Annotated in this window: 12 protein-coding genes and 1 pseudogene; 4 read left to right on the forward strand and 9 right to left on the reverse strand. The window is 72.3% G+C overall.

The features are described 5' to 3' along the window. Positions 1-78: 78 nt before the first annotated feature. The 4 genes and pseudogenes from mgt to ACZ41I_RS13060 form a co-directional block, all read right to left on the reverse strand. A pseudogene (gene mgt / locus ACZ41I_RS13045) lies at positions 79-1,324 on the reverse strand (macrolide-inactivating glycosyltransferase). Positions 1,325-1,344: 20 nt separating this feature from the next. Then, a complete protein-coding gene (locus tag ACZ41I_RS13050) occupies positions 1,345-2,631 on the reverse strand; it encodes an ABC transporter substrate-binding protein (protein WP_468514060.1) in 1,287 nt (428 codons plus the stop codon). Between the two features lie 11 nt (positions 2,632-2,642). Continuing rightward, positions 2,643-3,476: a carbohydrate ABC transporter permease gene (locus ACZ41I_RS13055; RefSeq protein ID WP_468514061.1), complete on the reverse strand. Its 834-nt coding sequence runs from the start codon at positions 3,474-3,476 to the stop codon at positions 2,643-2,645. Continuing rightward, positions 3,473-4,423: a carbohydrate ABC transporter permease gene (locus ACZ41I_RS13060; protein ID WP_468514062.1), complete on the reverse strand. Its 951-nt coding sequence runs from the start codon at positions 4,421-4,423 to the stop codon at positions 3,473-3,475. The genes ACZ41I_RS13055 and ACZ41I_RS13060 overlap by 4 nt, the downstream gene beginning before the upstream one ends. Positions 4,424-4,539: 116 nt before the next feature. On the opposite strand from ACZ41I_RS13060, the gene ACZ41I_RS13065 reads away from it, so the two are divergent. Continuing rightward, positions 4,540-5,403, forward strand: coding sequence for a phosphotransferase enzyme family protein (locus ACZ41I_RS13065; protein ID WP_399772770.1), 864 nt, complete (start codon positions 4,540-4,542; stop codon positions 5,401-5,403). A gap of 81 nt (positions 5,404-5,484) precedes the next feature. On the opposite strand, the gene ACZ41I_RS13070 is transcribed toward ACZ41I_RS13065, so the two are convergent. From ACZ41I_RS13070 to ACZ41I_RS13085, 4 genes are all read right to left on the reverse strand, one after another. Beyond that, on the reverse strand, positions 5,485-6,210 hold the full coding sequence (locus ACZ41I_RS13070; protein ID WP_468514063.1) for an exonuclease domain-containing protein: 726 nt from the start codon (positions 6,208-6,210) through the stop codon (positions 5,485-5,487). Between the two features lie 102 nt (positions 6,211-6,312). Then, positions 6,313-7,551 carry an SAV2148 family HEPN domain-containing protein gene (locus ACZ41I_RS13075; protein WP_468326497.1) on the reverse strand — a complete coding sequence of 413 codons (1,239 nt, stop codon included), beginning with the start codon at positions 7,549-7,551 and terminating at the stop codon, positions 6,313-6,315. A 124-nt stretch (positions 7,552-7,675) separates the two neighbouring features. After that, positions 7,676-8,989, reverse strand: a complete 1,314-nt coding sequence (locus ACZ41I_RS13080) for a copper amine oxidase (RefSeq protein WP_468326499.1) — start codon at positions 8,987-8,989, stop codon at positions 7,676-7,678. A 75-nt stretch (positions 8,990-9,064) separates the two neighbouring features. After that, positions 9,065-9,868, reverse strand: coding sequence for a Tat pathway signal sequence domain protein (locus tag ACZ41I_RS13085; protein WP_468514064.1), 804 nt, complete (start codon positions 9,866-9,868; stop codon positions 9,065-9,067). 195 nt (positions 9,869-10,063) lie between these two features. Here ACZ41I_RS13085 and glgX point away from each other — a divergent pair, with 195 nt between their 5' ends. Together glgX and treY are read left to right on the forward strand one after the other, a co-directional pair. Further along, positions 10,064-12,175, forward strand: a complete 2,112-nt coding sequence (gene glgX, locus ACZ41I_RS13090; protein WP_468514065.1) for a glycogen debranching protein GlgX — start codon at positions 10,064-10,066, stop codon at positions 12,173-12,175. Between the two features lie 117 nt (positions 12,176-12,292). Then, on the forward strand, positions 12,293-14,668 hold the full coding sequence (gene treY, locus ACZ41I_RS13095; RefSeq protein WP_468514066.1) for a malto-oligosyltrehalose synthase: 2,376 nt from the start codon (positions 12,293-12,295) through the stop codon (positions 14,666-14,668). A 6-nt stretch (positions 14,669-14,674) separates the two neighbouring features. On the opposite strand, the gene ACZ41I_RS13100 is transcribed toward treY, so the two are convergent. Continuing rightward, positions 14,675-15,616 (reverse strand): LysR family transcriptional regulator, encoded by a 942-nt coding sequence (locus ACZ41I_RS13100; protein ID WP_468326504.1) that lies wholly within the window; start codon positions 15,614-15,616, stop codon positions 14,675-14,677. Between the two features lie 88 nt (positions 15,617-15,704). Between ACZ41I_RS13100 and lpdA the strand changes: the two genes are divergently transcribed. After that, positions 15,705-17,138, forward strand: a complete 1,434-nt coding sequence (gene lpdA, locus ACZ41I_RS13105; RefSeq protein ID WP_363219132.1) for a dihydrolipoyl dehydrogenase — start codon at positions 15,705-15,707, stop codon at positions 17,136-17,138. Positions 17,139-17,267: the final 129 nt, after the last annotated feature.

Consider the following 17,267-nt stretch of genomic DNA (forward strand, 5'->3'; position numbering starts at 1 on the left):
GCCGGGACCGGGCGCGAGTGCGGGGGCGTGGGGCTGGCCGCACGGTTCCCCGCGCCCCTTCGGGGCGTTGCAGGTGGCCTACTCCCGCGCGCGGCCCTTCAGTTCCGCCTCGATCAGGTCCGCCGCCCGGAGCGTGCCGCCCTCCTCGGCCATCTCCGCCTGGATCTCCTTCAGACGGCGGGCCACTTCCGGATCGTCCACGAGGGCGAGCGCGGCATCACGGAGACGCTCACCGGTGGCCTCCTCGGTGTCCAGCCGCCGAGCGACGCCGAGTCCCTGCAGCATGTCGGCGTTGCCGAACTGGTCGACGGCCTGCGGGACGGCGATCATCGGCGTGGCGGTGGCCAGCCCTTCCTGGCTGCCGCCCGCGCCCGCGTGTGTGACGAACAGGTCGGCCTGCCGCAGGATCGCCAGCTGCGGTACCCAGCTGTGCACTTCCACGTTGTCCGGTACGTCGCCCAGCTCGGCGAGGTCCACGTGCCGGCCGACCTGGAGGACCAGGTGCCAGCCGGGCAGGCCGCCGAAGGCGCGGACGCATTCGCGGTAGAACGCGGGCTGCTTGGTGAAGGCCGAGCCCAGTGACACCAGCACGACCTTCCCGGCGGTGGCCGGCCGCTGCCACTCCCCCTGGTCGGAGCGGTCGCCCTGGCAGGCGCCGACGAAGGTGTACACGCGGGCGTCGACACGGTCGGCGTGCGGCTGCAGTGCCTTCGGGATGAGGACGATCGAGCGGGCCGGGCCGATGAAGGAGTCCGGGTGCTGAGTGATCCCGTTCTCCGTCAGCCAGGCCTCGAAGCGTGCGTAGTAGGCCTGCCCGCGCTCGGTCTTCCTCGGCTCGGCCCACAGCGGCTCCATGACCTCCTCCTCGTACCCCTGCCAGGCGACGAGGTTCGGGGAGAGGGAGACCGCCGGGACGCCCCAGCGGTGGGCCAGGACCCGGGCCGGGTACGAGGCGATGTCGTGCAGGACGAGGTCGGGTTCGTCGCCGGCGTAGGCCTCGATGAGCTGTGGGAGCGCCTGGATCGCGTCGGCCAGGAACGGCTCCACGTTGTCCAGCAGCGTGGTCCCCCAGGCCTCCGGGTCGGCGTCGGGTCCCGGCAGGGTCGAGGTGTACGGCACGGGCCGGGCCCCGGTGGCGGCCACCTTCTCGGCGAACACCGGCGGGACGGCGTACGTGACCCGGTGCCCCCGGGCGACGAGTTCACGGATCACCTCCAGGCTGGGGTTCACATGGCCGTGCGCGGCGATGGAGAACATGGCGATGTGGGCGGGAGCGGTCATGATGCACAACCTAGGCGAGACGAGACGTCTCGTTCAATGCGATTTCCGCTCGGTGGTCCGCGCTCAGCGCTGATAGCGGGCCAGGACCAGGTTGCCGTCCTGCACGAGGCGTCTGCGCAGCTCGGTGAGGCCGATCGCGCCGCTGTAGTACTCCTGGAAGGCCGGGGTGGCCACCTTGTCCTTCCACTCGGGATAGCCGCGCACGGACTGGGCGGGCGCCGGGCGCAGGTGCTCCGCCAGGGCCGCGCCGGTCGCCCAGCCGTTCTCCGCGGTGTGCAGGGCGGGGTCCTTCAGCGCCTGGGTGCCGGTGGGCAGCATCCAGTCGCCGAGCGCGAGACGGACCATGTTCCCCGGCCGCAGCAGGAAGCCGAGGAACGCGGCGGCCTCCTTCTTGTGCGGGCAGTCCGCGGAGACGGACAGGGTCTGCGGACTGACCCCCTGGGTGAGCCCGGCGGCGCCCGCCGGAGCGGGCAGCACCTCCCAGCGGAAGCCCTTCGGGGCCTGCTGCACGATCTGCTGACGGTAGGAGAAGCCCAGCGGGACCATCGCGTACCGGCCGCCGAAGAAGCCGGGCAGGGTGTCCGAACCGCCGCTGCCCAGCGTCGAGGCAGGAGCACTGTGGTCGACGGCGACCTGGTCGCGGACCGTGCCGGGTACGACCGCGTCGCCGGAGCCGAAGCGCACGGTCACTCTGCCGTCCGCGCCCCGGTGGAAGAGCCGGCCGCCCGCCGACAGGGAGAGGTTCAGCGTGGCGGAGACGGGTTCCTTCAGCGGCCAGGCCACGCCGTACCTGCCGGGCCCGCTGAGCCTCTTCGCCACCTGCCGGAACTCCGCCCAGCTCCAGGGATGTCCGGGAGTCGGGATGCGTACCTTCGCCGAGCGCAGCCTGGTGGCGTCGGCGATCAGCACCCGGGGTTCCTGGAGGAACGGCACGCCGTAGATGCCGTGTCCGAAGGTGGTCGTGTCCCAAGCTGCCGGAGGGATACCGGACTTGAGGTCGGCCGGCAGCAGATCGGTCAGGTCGGCGAGGTAGCCGCCGTAGGCGAAGTCGGCCAGGTCGTCGGAGGCGTCGTGGATGATGTCCGGTGCCTCGCCGCCCTCGAAGGAGGTGAGCAGCTGGTCGTGGACGCTGTCCCAACTCCCCTGAATGTACTCGACCTTGACCTCGGGGTGGGTCCTGTTCCACTCCTTCACCAGGGCCTTGGTGGCGGTGACGGACTCCTGCTGCCAGGCGAGGGACTGGAAGCGCAGGGTGATCGGGCCGCCGTCGTGGTGGGCCGGTGACGAGCAGCCCGCGAGCAGCAGCAGGACGCCGAGGAGCGCGACCGACATGCGGGGGATGCGGGTCATGAGGGTCCTCATCAGCTCTTCACCGCCCCGGCGAGCAGGCCCGTCGTGATCCGCCGCTGAACCAGGGCGAAGACGGCCAGGGAGGGAAGCGTGGCCAGGAACGCGGCGGCGGCCAGCGGGCCCAGATCGGCCACGCCCTCCGCACCGATGAAATGGGTGAGGACGACCGGCAGGGTCTGTTTCGCGGGGCTCTTGAGCAGCACCAGCGCGAAGAAGAACTCGTTCCACGCGGTGACGAACGCGAACAGGCCCGTCGCCGCGATGCCGGGCGCGAGCAGCGGCGCCGTCACCGACACGAGGGTGCGCAGCCGCCCGGCGCCGTCGACGGCCGCCGCCTCCTCCAGCTCGGCGGGCACCGCCCGCATATGGCCGACGAGCATCCACAGCGCGAACGGCAGCGCCCACACGACGTACACCACCACCAGCCCGGTCAGGGAGTCCACGAGGCGCAGCTGCTTCAGCACCAGGAACAGCGGAATGATCACCAGTACGAAGGGGAACGCCTGGCTGATCACCACCCATCCGGTGGCGGCCCGGGCGAGCCGGGTGCGGTGCCGGGCCAGGATGTACGCCATGGGTGTGGCGACCAGGACGGCGACGGCGGCGGTCGCGAGTGCCACCAGCAGGGAGTTGAGCGCGGCGTGCGCGAGGGGCTGTTCCCGGAAGGCCTGCCGGAGGCCTGCCGGGGTGGGGTGGCGCGGGATCCACGTCGGGTGCAGACTGCCGAGCTCGCGCGGGGACTTCAGGGCGGTGGACAGCAGCCACAGGAGCGGGAAGGCCAGGAACAGCAGATAGCAGAGCAGGGCGGCGTACTGTCCGGCACGTGCCGTGCGGCGGGTCCTCATGCCTGCGCACCTCCGCGCAGCCGGCCGGCCAGGAACACCGCGAGCAGGATCGATACGACGGCGACGAGCACACAGCCCATGGCCGCCGCGTAGCCGAACTGGCCGTAGCGGAAGGCCTCCTCGTAGGCGAACAGCGAGGGCAGCCGGGTCTTGCCGCCGGGGCCGCCGCTGGTGAGGACGTAGACCAGGGCGAAGGAGTTGAGGTTCCAGATGAGGTTGAGCGCAGTGATGGCGAGGGCCACCGGTCTGAGCGCGGGCCAGGTGACCGCGCGGAAGCGACGCCAGGCCCCGGCGCCGTCGACCGCGGCGGCCTCGTGCAGTTCGCGCGGGACGTTCTGCACTCCGGCGAGCAGGGCGACCGTGGTCTGCGGCAGGCCGGCCCAGACGCCGGCGACGATCACCGCGGGCAGGGCGGTGGCCAGGCCGCCGAGCCAGTCGTGGCCGTCGCCGAGGCCGAGGTCGCGCAGGGTCTCGTTGAGGATGCCGGCGTCCGGGTTGTAGACGAGCCGCCACATGATGCCGACGACGACCTCGGGCATCGCCCACGGCACGATGGCGAGCGCGCGGGCCAGCCATCGCAGCCGTAAGTCCTCGTTGAGCAGCAGGGCGAGGCCGAGCGCCAGCAGGAACTGGGGCACGGTGACGCCCGCCGCCCAGACCAGGCCGATGCGGAACGACTCCCAGAAGAGCGTGTCGTGCAGCAGGTCCTGGAAGTTGAGGGCACCGATCCAGCGGGTGGCCTGGGTGCGGCCGGACTGGGCGTCGGTGAACGCCAGCAGGACGCCGTAGAGCAGCGGCCCCACGCTGAACAGGAGGATCGGGATCAGGGCGGGCAGGACGAGGAACCAGATGCCCTGTCCGGCTGCACGGCGACCGCCCGGTCGTCGCACGTCGGCCACTGATGTCACGGAATCAGCCCCTTTGCCTGCTCCGATTGGCGTGTTCATGGTGATAAAGGCCCGATACCTCGTCAAGGGACCGCGCACACCGTTCGACCTGGACGAATGCAAGACTGGCCGGGTGCGGCACACGCACCACAGCTGGACGGCACGGAGGCGGCACGATGGACGAGGCACGGGCACGGGACGTACTGGCCACGGCGGGAGTGCTGCCGGGCCCGGCCCGGCACGCATCTCTCCTCGCCCTCGGTGAGAACGCGGTGTTCGCCGCCGGTGATCTGGTGGTGAAGGTGGGCCGCGACGCCGAGCTGCTGCAGCGGGCCCGGCGTGAGCTGGACATCGCCCGCTGGCTGGCCGAGGCGGGCGTGCCGGCGGTACGGGCGGCCGAGCCGGAGCCACGGCTGGTCGACGGCCATCCGGTGACCGTGTGGCACCGGCTGCCCGAGGCGGTACGCCCCGCCGAGCCGGGCGATCTGGCGCGACTGCTGCGGATGGTGCACGCACTGCCTGCTCCTCCTTTCGCATTGCCGCCCCGCGAGTTGCTGGGCGGTGTGGAGCGGTGGCTGCGGCTGGCGGGTGACGCGATCGACGGCGAGGACGCGGCGTACCTGCGTGCGCGCCGGGACGGATTCGCGGCGGCCGCGGCGGCGCTGACGCCGCATCTGCCGCCGGGGCCGATCCATGGCGACGCGTTGCCGCGCAATGTGCACGTCGGGCCGGACGGGCCGGTCCTGGTGGACCTGGAGACCTTCTCCGCGGATCTGCGCGAGCACGATCTGGTGGTCATGGCGCTCTCCCGCGACCGGTACGGGCTGCCCGCCGAGGCGTACGAGTCGTTCGTCGACGGATACGGGTGGGATGTGCGGGAGTGGGAGGGCTGTGCGGTGCTGCGCGGCGCCCGGGAGACCGCCAGCTGTGCGTGGGTTGCGCAGCATGCACCGAGCAGTCCAAATGCGTTGGCCGAGTTCCGGCGGCGGGTGGCGTCGTTGCGCGACGGGGACGAGACGGTGCGGTGGTATCCGTTCTGAGGGCGTCTCGTGGCCCGGTGTTCTGAGGTGCTCGGCGTTGGTACCGGGGCCGTGCCCGCAGGCGAAGCCGGCCCGCAGGACCTACGCCGGCTGGCTTTCCGTCAGCTCCCGGAGGGGCCATGTGCCGTCGATCACCGCGTCCGGCTCGCCCTTGCGGCGCAAGAACGCCTGGAAGTCCGCCGCCCACTCCGCGTACCACTCGATCTGCCGTTGGTGGAGCTCGACCGGGTTCAGGGACGCGATCTTCGGGTGGCGGTCGGCTATCGCGGACGCGAGCCGCGCTGCGGCGAGGGCGTCGGCCGGGGCCGTGTGGGCCGCGTCGAGGGATATGCCGTACTCGGCACACACCGCTTCCAGGTTCCGCTTGCCGCGGCGGTAGCGGTCGACCCAGCGGTCGATGGTGTAGGGGTCGATGACCGGGGCGGGGGCGAGGCCGCCCAGGCGGTCGGAGAGGGACGGCAGGGCGTGGCGGCGCAGCTCCGCGGAGAGCAGGGTGAGATCGAACGCGGCGTTGTAGGCGACGACCGGGACGCCCGTCCTCCAGTACCCCACCAGGACGTCGGCGACGGAGTCGGCCACCCGGTCGGCCGGGTGGCCCTCGGCCGCCGCACGCTCGTTGCTGATGCCGTGCACCGCCACCGCGTCGGCCGGGATCTCCACGCCCGGGTCGGCCAGCCATTCCCTGCGTCCCCCGGGCTCACCGGCCCTGACCTCGATCACCGCGCCGGTGACGATGCGCGCCTCGCGCGGATCGGTCCCGGTCGTCTCCAGGTCGAAGCCGATCAGCAGCTCCCGGTGCCAGCCCATGGGCGGCCCCCCTTCTTGGTGGTGCTTTCCCCCAGTGGCCTCCACCATCGCACGCGGCACTGACAATCCGAGGATCGCGTTCCGCTTGCCGTCACGGGCCGTTCAGGACACCGGCCGCGAATCCACCCAAGCCAGCTCGAACTCCTCGCGATAAGTCGGGAAAAGTCCAACTTCCCCCACGTCATCCGACTTGACCACCTTGCTGCCGTTGCGCAGCACCAGTACCGGCGACTCCATCCCGCGCGCCCCGCGCAGATAGGACTGCACCACGGCGATGCCGTCGGCGCCGTCGCCGTCCACCAGGTAGGCGGTGAAGCGCGGTGTCTCGTCGTAGACCTGGATCTCGAAGGCGCCCGGGTCGTGCAGCCGGGAGCGGACCCGGCGCATGTGCAGGATGTTCATCTCGACGGACCGGCTCAGTTCGCCCCGTTTCATCCCGAGTTCGCGCTCGCGGCGCTTGACCGAGCTGGAGGCCGGGTTGAGGAAGAGCAGCCGTACCCGGCAGCCGGACTCGGCGAGCCGGAGCAGACGGCGGCCGGAGAAGTTCTGCACCAGCAGGTTGAGGCCGATGCCGATCGCGTCGAGGCGGCGGGCGCCGCCGAAGAGGTCCTCGGCCGGGAACTGGCGCATCAGCCGCACCCGGTCCGCGTGGACGGCCACGACATCCGCGTACCGGTCGCCGACCAGGTCCTCGACCGCGTCCACCGGCAGCCGGCGTGCGGAGGGCACGTCACCGCCCGCGCCGAGCATCTCCAGCAGCCGGGCCGAGGCGCGCTCGGCCTGGTTCAGGACCGCCTCGGACAGGGCCCGGTTGCGGGAGACGACGTTGCGGGTGACCTCCAGCTCGTCCAGGGCGAGTTCGAGGTCGCGGCGCTCGTCGAAGTACGGTTCGAAGCACGGCCAGTGCTGCACCATCAGCTCGCGCAACTGCGGCAGGGTGAGGAAGCTGAGCACGTTGTCGTCGGCCGGGTCGAGCAGATAGCCCTTGCGGCGGCTGACCTCCCGCACGGCGACCGCGCGCTGTACCCACTCCTGTCCAGCCGGGCCGGCCGCGGCGACCACCCAGTCGTCCCCGTGGACAGGTTCGTAGATGGGCCGCAGCACGGCGGCCACGACCGCGCGCAGGCGTTGTTCGACGAGATTCAGCCAGATGTAGGCCCGGCCGGCCCGCTGGGCGCGGGTGCGCACCTCGCGCCAGGCGTCGGCGTCCCAGTCCAGCTCCGGCCCGATGGATCCCGCGTCCATCGGGCGGGCCAGGGACACCGCGCCGGGCGGGACGTCTGCGGAGTTCCCCTCGTGACCCTCGTCACCAGGGGGCAGCTCCAGCCCTCCCGAGCCCACCCGTGCACCGCCTTCCGCCCCCCGGGCCTTTCCCGTCTCAACGATCAAGGAAGGGTACTCCGCGAGGGGACGGCGGTGCAGCCGGATGGACAGGTCGGTTTCTCAACCGCTTTCGTCAACTACGCTAGTGCCAATGGCCGTTCTGCCCTGCCAGGTCACGGGGAGTGAGCGGATTCATAGCCGTGACGTCCCGCGGGGCGATGGTGAAGCCCTGCCAGTGCACCGGCATGGGCTGCTGGTCCTCGTCGCGCGCGATGTGGTGGAAGCCGACGTTCATCCAGATCACCGGGTGGGTCAGGGTCTGTCCGCCGATCCACTTGTCGACCGCCGCGGGGTGTCCGCGGCCGCAGATCGCCGGATTGTCGCTGGCGAACAGCTCGCAGGGGTTGTACTCGGTGACGTACAGGTCGTGCCGGGTGTAGCCGCGGCCGGGGTACTTGGTGGTGGCTCCGGGGACGATCTCGTACGAACGGGCGTGCCCGTCCTTGTTCTTCCCCGTCGCGCTGACCACCCGCCACCAGCGGTAGTCCTTCAGGTCACCGGCGAGTTCCCGGGTGACCTCCGTGCGGGTGGTCTTCGTGGTCGGGCCGTGCTGTCCGGCGGTGCGGGGGCTGACGGCCGAGTCGTACTGCTCGACCCTGGTCTTCGACGAGCCGTCGAGGCCGAAGTCCAGACGCCAGAAGACGTTGTGGCTGTGGCTGGTGGCGTAGGCCTTGGCGCCCTTGCCGACGGGCCAGCCGCGCCCGTCGCCGGCGTCGTAGTCCTCCCAGGACAGGCTGCCGGTCGCACCGACGTTCATGGCGATCGTGCCGTCGTCCTGGAAGCGCCACTCGGTGATGTACTCGTACCAGCCGACCTGGTTGACGGTGTAGACCAGGAAGTCCTTGCCCTGGGCCTGGTGGACCTTGTCCGTGCCGGTGTCATGCAGGCGGTAGGCGTGACCGCGGGAACGGGTGGTCGTGCACAGTCCGTTGACGTCCGGGTGCTCCGGGTCGATCGCGTCGGGGACCTTGACGGTCTTGATGGTGCCGCCGGGGCACTCGGCGGGCGACAGGTTCATCAGCGCCTGGGCGAAGTCCTCGTCCGTCAGGTCGCTGTACTCGTGCTGTCCGTCGTCGTAGGGGACATGGATCTGGCCGAGTCTGGCGCTGTTCAGCACCCTGATCGGCTTCGGTTCGCCCCTGGGCTGGTAGCTGATCTTCTCCAGGACGAGGCCGGCCTTGCTGTCGTAGTGCCAGCACATGCGCCACGTCGTGCCGGTGGAGAGCTTCTGTTCGAGGCGGTGGGCGGCGCTGCAGTCGGCGGCGGGCGCGGCGGCGGCCGGCCCCGGCCGGGCGGCGGCCGGTCCGGCGGCGGTCGTGGCGCCGGCGGTCAGCGCGGCCACGGCCAGTCCGACGGCCGCGGCCCTGCGCGCACGACGGAATCCGTACTCGGGCATGACGGGATGACTCCCTTGCAGGAGATGCGATGGCTCCCTTGCAGGAGATGCAGGGAGATGCCGGGAAAGGGGCGGTCAGCCGTGGTCGAGGGCGGTGACCTTGCGCGCGCTCAGATCGATCACCAAGGACCTGGTGTCGATCCAGGGCCCGTTCCTGACCTTGGTGAACAGCCGGACGCACCGGTGTACGCCGCACGGGTCGAGGGCCGCGGGCTGGGCGCCCGGAACCGCCCGGTAGATGCCGCCGCTGAGCAGCAGCTGGTCCGGGGAGGTGAGGTCCCTGCCGGTGGCGTCCTTGTAGTCGGCCTTCAGGCCCGCGCCGAGCGGGGCGGCGATCAGGAGCCGGGCCGCCTCGGCGTTCTCGGCCCGGCTCGGCGGCGGCTGGACGCCACGCTGGGTGCCGGTCCGCTCGACCTTGCCGGTGTCCAGGTCGACGGTCTTGGTGACGAGCGTGTCGTTGCGGTAGTCGTAGAAGGTGATGTCGGCCCGGCGCGGCGCGCCGGGGTCGTCGGCCTCGCCGGGCTCGGGTTCGGCGAGGTCGGCGCTCAGGCGCTGCGGCCCGCGGCCACCCGCGGCGTTCTCGCCCGTGTGCAGCAGCTGCCCGGTCAGGGCGATCCGCTCGGCCCGCCGGACCTCGGCGTCGGTCAGCGGGTCGCGGCCGGTGCCCTTGCCGCCCTCGGCCGGCGCCTGTTCCACGACGGCGGGCCGGACCCCGTCCGGGCCCTGACCGTCCTGCGTACCGCCGCCGCGAGCCCCTCCCGACGCGTCCGCCCCCGCCGTGCCCGGCAGGGCGATCGCGACGGCCGCGGCGGTCCCCACCGTCGCGACGGCCACTCCTGCCACTAACTTTCCCAGATGGCGGTGCACTGTCTCACGCACATGGCCCCCTGCTCCCCGTGGTCCCACGGGGGTACCTGTTGCCCCACTGGTTCGGCACACGGCGGGTACGAGCGCCGTCGTGTGCGCTGGTCGGTGGGTAAGAGGGACGCAAGACACGGGAGGTTCCGTCACTTTCGGGAGACTCGGGGGCCAACGCGGCCCCAGGGCGGCGGCACACCTGGGAGAGTCGTATCCATGCAGGTCTGGCCTGGAGAGGCGTATCCGCTCGGCGCCACCTATGACGGCGCCGGAACCAACTTCGCGGTCTTCACGGAGGCCGCGGACCGAGTAGAGCTGTGTCTGCTGCACGACGACGGCTCGGAGACGGCGGTGGAACTGCGCGAGAGCGACGCGTTCGTGCGGCACGCGTACGTGCCGGGCGTGATGCCGGGGCAACGGTACGGGTTCCGGGTGCACGGCCCGTACGATCCCGGGCGCGGGCTGCGCTGCAACTCCGCGAAGCTGCTGCTCGACCCGTACGCGAAGGCGGTCAGCGGCGCGATCCGCTGGGGCGAGGAGGTGTACGGCTACCACTTCGGCGCGCCGGACAGCCGCAACGACCTCGACTCGGCTCCGCACACCATGGCCTCCGTGGTGATCAACCCCTACTTCGACTGGGGCGACGACCGGCCGCCGCGCACCGAGTACCACCACACGGTGATCTACGAGGCCCATGTGAAGGGCCTGACCATGCGTCACCCGGGGCTTCCGGAGGAGCTGCGGGGCACGTACGCGGCGCTCGCGCATCCGGCGGTCATCGACCACCTGACCAAGCTGGGGGTGACGGCGCTCGAACTGATGCCCGTACACCAGTTCGTGAACGACCACCGGCTGGTCGACCTGGGTCTGAGCAACTACTGGGGCTACAACACCATCGGCTTCTTCGCCCCGCACAACGCGTACGCCTCCTGGGGCGACCGCGGCCAGCAGGTGCTGGAGTTCAAGTCGGCGGTCCGGGCGCTGCACGAGGCCGGCATCGAGGTCATCCTGGACGTCGTCTACAACCACACCGCCGAGGGCAACCACCTGGGTCCGACGCTGTCCTTCAAGGGCATCGACAACCCGTCGTACTACCGGCTGACGGACGACCGCCGCTACTACATGGACACCACGGGCACCGGAAACTCGCTGCTCATGCGGTCCCCGCACGTGCTCCAGCTGATCATGGACTCGCTGCGGTACTGGGTCACCGAGATGCACGTCGACGGCTTCCGCTTCGACCTCGCGGCCACGCTCGCCCGGCAGTTCCACGAGGTGGACCGGCTGTCGTCGTTCTTCGACCTGGTGCAGCAGGACCCGGTGGTCTCCCAGGTGAAGCTGATCGCCGAGCCGTGGGACGTGGGCGAGGGCGGCTACCAGGTGGGCAACTTCCCGCCGCTGTGGACCGAGTGGAACGGCAAGTACCGGGACACGGTACGGGACCTGTGGCGGGGCGAGCCGCGGGCCCTCGCGGAGTTCGCCTCCCGGCTGACCGGCTCCTCGGACCTCTACCAGGACGACGGCCGCCGCCCGCTGGCTTCGATCAACTTCGTCACCTGCCACGACGGCTTCACGCTGCACGACCTCGTCGCGTACAACGACAAGCACAACGCGGCCAACGGCGAGGACAACCGGGACGGCGAGAGCCACAACCGGTCCTGGAACTGCGGGGCGGAGGGCGAGACGGACGACCCGGAGGTGCTCCGGCTGCGCGCCCGGCAGATGCGGAACTTCCTCGCGACGCTGATGCTGTCCCAGGGCGTGCCGATGATCAGTCACGGCGACGAGTTCGCCCGCACCCAGCGCGGCAACAACAACGCCTACTGCCAGGACAACGAGATCTCCTGGGTGCAGTGGCCGGAGTCCTCGGAGGGCGACCTGCTGGAGTTCGTCCGTGCGATGGTGTGGCTGCGCCGGGACCACCCGGTCCTGCGCCGGCGCCGCTTCTTCCACGGCCGCCCGGTGGAGGGCACCCACGGCGAGCTGTCCGACATCGCCTGGTTCACCCCGGAGGGCGCCGAGATGACCCAGCGGGACTGGGACTCGGCGCGGGCGTCCGCGCTGACGGTGTTCCTGAACGGCAACGCGATCTCCGAGCCGGGTCCGCGCGGGGAACGCATCACCGACGACTCGTTCCTGCTGATGTTCAACGCCTCCCCGGCGCCGCTGGACTTTCTGGTACCGGTCGACCACGGCCGGCAGTGGCAGGTGGTCGTCGACACCGCCCAGCCGGACGGGGTGCCGCCGGGGTCCGGTGCGAAGGTCGGGGCGGGCGACCGGATCACCTTGCCCGACCACAGCCTGACGGTGCTGCAGCGGCCGGCGTAGCGGACCGGACGGGCCCGGGCAGCAGCCCCCCGGCGGGGCTGCTCGTCCGGTACACGCGTGTGGGTGAGTGCAGGGGCCGGTGACACGAAAGCCGACAGGCTGGGTACGTACGTTTTCATGACTTCTGCGCGCCCCGGACCGGAGGTGCCCACGGCCACCTACCGGCTGCAGCTCCAGCCCTCGTTCCCGTTCGCCGCCGCCGCGGCGGCCGTACCCCACCTGGCGTCGCTCGGCGTCTCGCACCTGCACCTGTCCCCCGTGCTGGAGGCCGTGCCCGGATCCCCGCACGGCTATGACGTGGTGGACCACGCGCGTGTGCGCGGCGAACTGGGCGGCGAGGAGGGCCTGCGGTCGCTGGCGCGGACCGCGCGGGAGCACGGGCTCGGCCTGGTGGTGGACATCGTGCCGAACCACATGGCCATGGCCCCCCGCCACAACCACGCCCTGTGGGAGGTGCTGCGCGAGGGCCCCGGCTCGCCGTACGCGCGCTGGTTCGACATCGACTGGCAGGCGCAGGACGGCCGGGTGCTGCTGCCGGTGCTCGGCGGTCCGGTCGGCTCCCAGCTGGAGCACCTGGTCGTCGACGGCGACGTGCTGCGCTACCACGAGCATGCCTTCCCGCTGCGTGCGGGCACCGGGGAGCTGCCGCTGCCGGAGCTGCTGGACGCCCAGTGGTACCGCCCGGTGTGGTGGCGGCTGGCCCGCACCGAGCTGAACTACCGGCGGTTCTTCAGCATCTCTGAGCTGATCGGGCTGCGCGTGGAGGATCCGGAGGTGTTCGACGCCACCCACGCCAAGATCCTCCAGCTGCTCGACGAGGGCGTGATCGACGGGTTGCGCGTCGACCATCCCGACGGGCTCGCCGATCCCGACGGCTACCTCGCGCGGCTGCACGAGGCCAGTGGCGGGCGCTGGACGGTGGTGGAGAAGATCCTCGCCGACGGCGAGCGGCTGCCGGCGTCCTGGCCCGTCGCGGGCACCACCGGCTACGACGCCCTGCGCCAGGTCGACGGACTGTTCACCGACCAGACGGGGGCGTACGAACTGCTGGGCCGCTACCGGGCCTTCGCGGCCCCGCAGACGGACCGGGGCGGCAACTGGGAGGCGACGGTACGGCGGGCGGCCTACAAGGTGCTCACGCACGAGCTGGCCGCCGAGACCGACCGGCTCACCCGGGTCGCCACCCGGCTGTGCGCCTCCTCGCCCGACCTCGCGCTGCGCGACCGGGCTCCCTGGGCGCTGCGCACGGCCGTGGAGGAGCTGCTGGTCCGGATGCGGGTGTACCGGCCGTACGCCTCCGGTGACGCGGCCGCCGTCGTCACCGAGGAGGCCGCCGAGGAGGCGCGGCTGGCCTTCGTGGTGCCCGAGGAGGCGGAGGCCGTCGGGATCGTGCGCCGGCTGCTCGTCGAGCCGCCCGGTGACCCGTCGGCGCCGGACCACGCCGACCGGGTGGAGTTCCGTACCCGGTTCGCGCAGACCGCGTCGGCGCTGCGGGCCAAGTCGGTGGAGGACACGGCGTTCTACCGCTACGTGCCGCTGCTGTCGGCGACCGAGGTGGGCGGCGATCCGGGCCGGCCGGGTGTGTCCCCCGAGGACTTCCACGCCCACTGCGCGCGCGTGCAGCACGACTGGCCGGCCACCGGCACCGTGGTCTCCACGCACGACACCAAGCGCAGTGCCGACGTGCGTGCCGCGCTGGCCGTGCTCACCGAGTGCCCCGGCCGGTGGGCGGAGCTGCTGGCCGAGGTGAACCAGCCCGGGGAGGGCGTGGGCGTACCGGACGGGCAGCTCGCCTGGGCGGCCTGGCAGACGGTGTTCGGGCTGGGCACCGCCGAGGAGGAGCGGGTGCAGCAGGCACTGCTGAAGCATGTGCGCGAGGCGGGCATGTACACCAGCTGGACGGAGCAGGAGCCGCCGTACGAGGAGGCGGTGGCCGCGTTCGTCGCCGCCGGGCCGTGCGGGGCGCCCGGGGAGCGCGTGGCCGCGTTCCGCAAGGCGCTGGAGCCGCACGTCCGGGCCAATGTGCTCGGCACCGCCCTGGTCCATCTGACGATGCCGGGGGTGCCGGACGTCTACCAGGGCACGGAGGGCGAGTACCGGGCGCTGGTGGACCCGGACAACCGGCGTGCGGTGCCGTTCCCGCCCGAGACGCCCGGCGAGAAGGACGCGCTGACGGCGGCGGCCCTGCGGCTGCGCGCCCGGCGTCCGGACGCCTTCGGCAGGGCCGCGTCGTACCAACCGCTGTCCGCCGAGGGCCCCGCGGCCGAGCACTGTGTGGCGTTCGCACGCTCGGGCGAGGCGGTCACGGCGGTCACCCGGCTGTCGCTGCGGCTCGCCGAGACGGGCGGCTGGCGGGACACCCGGCTGACGCTGCCTCCCGGACGGTGGGCGGACGTGCTGACCGAGGGGCGGGAATTCACGGGGCACGCGCGCGTGGCGGACCTTTTCGACCGGCTGCCGGTGGTCCTGCTGGAGCGGGTCGCGGAGGGGTGAGACGGCTCAGCGGACCGGCTCGGCGGGCGGTCGGCACTCCTCGTACGGCCGTTCCGGGAGGTCTCCGAGGACGGCCCAGGTGGTGCGCAGGAGGTCCACGAAGGCCTCGGCGGCCCCGGTGGGCGGCACGCGCGCGTAGGCCGCCAAGGGGCGCTTCCAGGCCGGGTCCGGGCTGAGGACCGTGCAGTCCTCACCGACAGCACCGCGCACGACGTGGGCGGGCGCGACGCACACCCCGACGCCGGCTGCGGCCATCCGCACGGCTGTCGAGGTGTGCTCGGTCCACGCGGCGGTCCGCGGCGCGAACCCGGCCCGCCCGCACGCCCAGTCGAGGAAGCGCGCGCCGTGCACCACGGGTTCCATCGCGCAGCGGATCCACGCGCGGTCGCTGAGTTCCGGCAGGGTCACCGTCGTACGGCCCGCGAGCCGGTCGTCGAACGGGACCACCAGGACGAGTTCCTCCTCGCCGACCGGTACGACGGTGCCGGGCGGATCGGCGGGCTCCGGCCCGAACGCCAGGTCGGCGGTGCCGCGCTGCACGGCCTCCTCGAGCGCCTCGGCGGTGGCGTACTCGTGCAGGCGCAGCAGGACCCGGGGGCGGACCGTGCGCCAGCGGGCGAAGACGTCGGGCAGGACGCCCACGGCGAGGGAGTGCAGCGTGGCGATGTGGAGTTCGCCGCCCTCGGCGCCGGCGGTGGCACGCGCCGCGCGGCGGGCCTGCGCGGCGCTGCGGACGGCGAGTTCGGCGTGCGGCAGGAAGGCCCGTCCCATGGGGGTGAGGCGCACGCCGCGGGCCATGCGCTCCAGCAGGGCGCCGCCGACCGATTTCTCCAGGGCCTTGATCTGGTGCGAGAGCGCGGGCTGTGTGACGTGCAGGGCCTCCGCCGCGCGGGTGAAGGACGCCTCCTGGACGACCGTGACGAAGTACTCCATCTGCCGCAGGCTCAACTCCCCCGCCTTTCATGAAGATCCTGCATGACATCCACAACAACATTGCCTTGGACTCATGGCAAGGGGTGGACGGAGGGTGGATGCCATGATCGTCAACACACCGGATGTCATCGTCATCGGCGGCGGAACGGGCGGGTACGCCACCGCCCTGCGCGCCGCCGCCCTCGGGCTGGACGTCGTCCTCGCCGAACGCGACAAGGTCGGCGGAACCTGTCTGCACCGGGGCTGCATACCGAGCAAGGCGATGCTGCACGCCGCCGAACTGGTCGACGGCATCGCCGAGGCGCGTGAGCGGTGGGGTGTGAGGGCCACGCTGGACTCGGTCGACTGGGCGGCGCTGGTGGCCACACGGGACGACATCGTGGCGCGCAACCACAAGGGGGTCGAGGCGCATCTGGCGCACGCCGGCGTGCGGGTGGTGCGCGGCAGCGCACGATTGACGGGTCCGCGCACCGTGCGTGTGGAGAGCGCGCGCAGGGAGTCCGCGCCGGGCGTGCACGACTTCTCCGCGCGCCGTGGCATCGTGCTCGCGACAGGCTCGCGCCCGCGCACCATCCCGGGGCTCGTGCCGGACGGACGGCGCGTGGTGACCAGTGACGACGCCCTGTTCGCGCCGGGGCTGCCGGCGTCCGTCCTGGTGCTGGGCGGGGGCGCGATCGGCGTGGAGTACGCCTCCTTCCACCGGTCCATGGGTGCGGAGGTCACTCTCGTGGAGGCCGCGGAGCGGATCGTGCCGCTGGAGGACGCCGATGTGAGCCGGCATCTGACGCGCGGCCTGAAGAAGCGCGGGATCGATGTGCAGCCGGGCGCCCGGCTGCTGGACGCGGAGGTGCTGGACGACGGCGTACGCGCGCGCGTGCGCACCGCGCGGGGCGAGACGCGCACGGTGGAGGCGGAGCGGCTGCTGGTGGCCGTCGGCCGGGCGCCGGTCACCGAGGGTCTGGGTCTGGACGCGGCCGGCCTGACGACGGACGAGCGGGGATTCGTCGTACCGGCCGACTGGAACCGGCTGGAGACGGCCGTACCGGGCGTCCATGTCGTCGGGGACCTGCTGCCGCCGCCCTCGCTCGGCCTCGCGCACGCCTCGTTCGCGGAGGCCCTGCTGGTCGCCGAGACCCTGGCCGGGCTCCGGCCGGCCCCGATCGACTACGCGGCCGTGCCCCGGGTGACGTACTCCTCGCCGCAGACCGCCGCGGTGGGGCTGAGCGAGACGGAGGCACGCGCGCGTGGGCGCGAGGTCGAGGTGAACACGATGCCGCTGACCGCCGTGGCCAAGGGCATGGTGCACGGCCGGGGCGGCATGGTGAAGGTCGTCACCGAGGCCGGCGGCGGGCAGGTGCTCGGCGTGCACCTGGTCGGCCCGAGCGTGTCGGAGATGATCGCCGAGAGCCAGCTGATCGTCGGCTGGGACGCCGAGCCCGCGGACGTGGCCCGGCACGTGCACGCGCACCCGACGCTGTCGGAGGCGGTGGGCGAGGTGTTCCTGACGCTCGCGGGGCGCGGCCTGCACCAGCAGTGAGCGCCCGGCACGCAGCGCCCGCGCCGTGCCCCCGCGCCCGAGTCCGGGCGCCCCCGGTAGCCTCCCCCGCCGCATGCTTGACAGTTGACCCGCCGCGTGCGGGACTTGGAGGGCGAAGCCGGGCGGAAC

It is taken from the genome of Streptomyces sp. NPDC030799 (genome assembly GCF_055572255.1).

Bases quoted from the DNA above. Each gene is read 5' to 3' on its own strand.
- ACZ41I_RS13060 (WP_468514062.1), bottom strand. From the start codon at position 4,423: ATGAACACGCCAATCGGAGCAGGCAAAGGGGCTGATTCCGTGACATCA.
- glgX (WP_468514065.1), top strand. From the start codon at position 10,064: ATGCAGGTCTGGCCTGGAGAGGCGTATCCGCTCGGCGCCACCTATGAC.
- treY (WP_468514066.1), top strand. From the start codon at position 12,293: ATGACTTCTGCGCGCCCCGGACCGGAGGTGCCCACGGCCACCTACCGG.
- ACZ41I_RS13055 (WP_468514061.1), bottom strand. From the start codon at position 3,476: ATGAGGACCCGCCGCACGGCACGTGCCGGACAGTACGCCGCCCTGCTC.
- lpdA (WP_363219132.1), top strand. From the start codon at position 15,705: ATGATCGTCAACACACCGGATGTCATCGTCATCGGCGGCGGAACGGGC.
- ACZ41I_RS13070 (WP_468514063.1), bottom strand. From the start codon at position 6,210: ATGGGCTGGCACCGGGAGCTGCTGATCGGCTTCGACCTGGAGACGACC.
- ACZ41I_RS13065 (WP_399772770.1), top strand. From the start codon at position 4,540: ATGGACGAGGCACGGGCACGGGACGTACTGGCCACGGCGGGAGTGCTG.
- ACZ41I_RS13050 (WP_468514060.1), bottom strand. From the start codon at position 2,631: ATGACCCGCATCCCCCGCATGTCGGTCGCGCTCCTCGGCGTCCTGCTG.
- ACZ41I_RS13080 (WP_468326499.1), bottom strand. From the start codon at position 8,989: ATGCCCGAGTACGGATTCCGTCGTGCGCGCAGGGCCGCGGCCGTCGGA.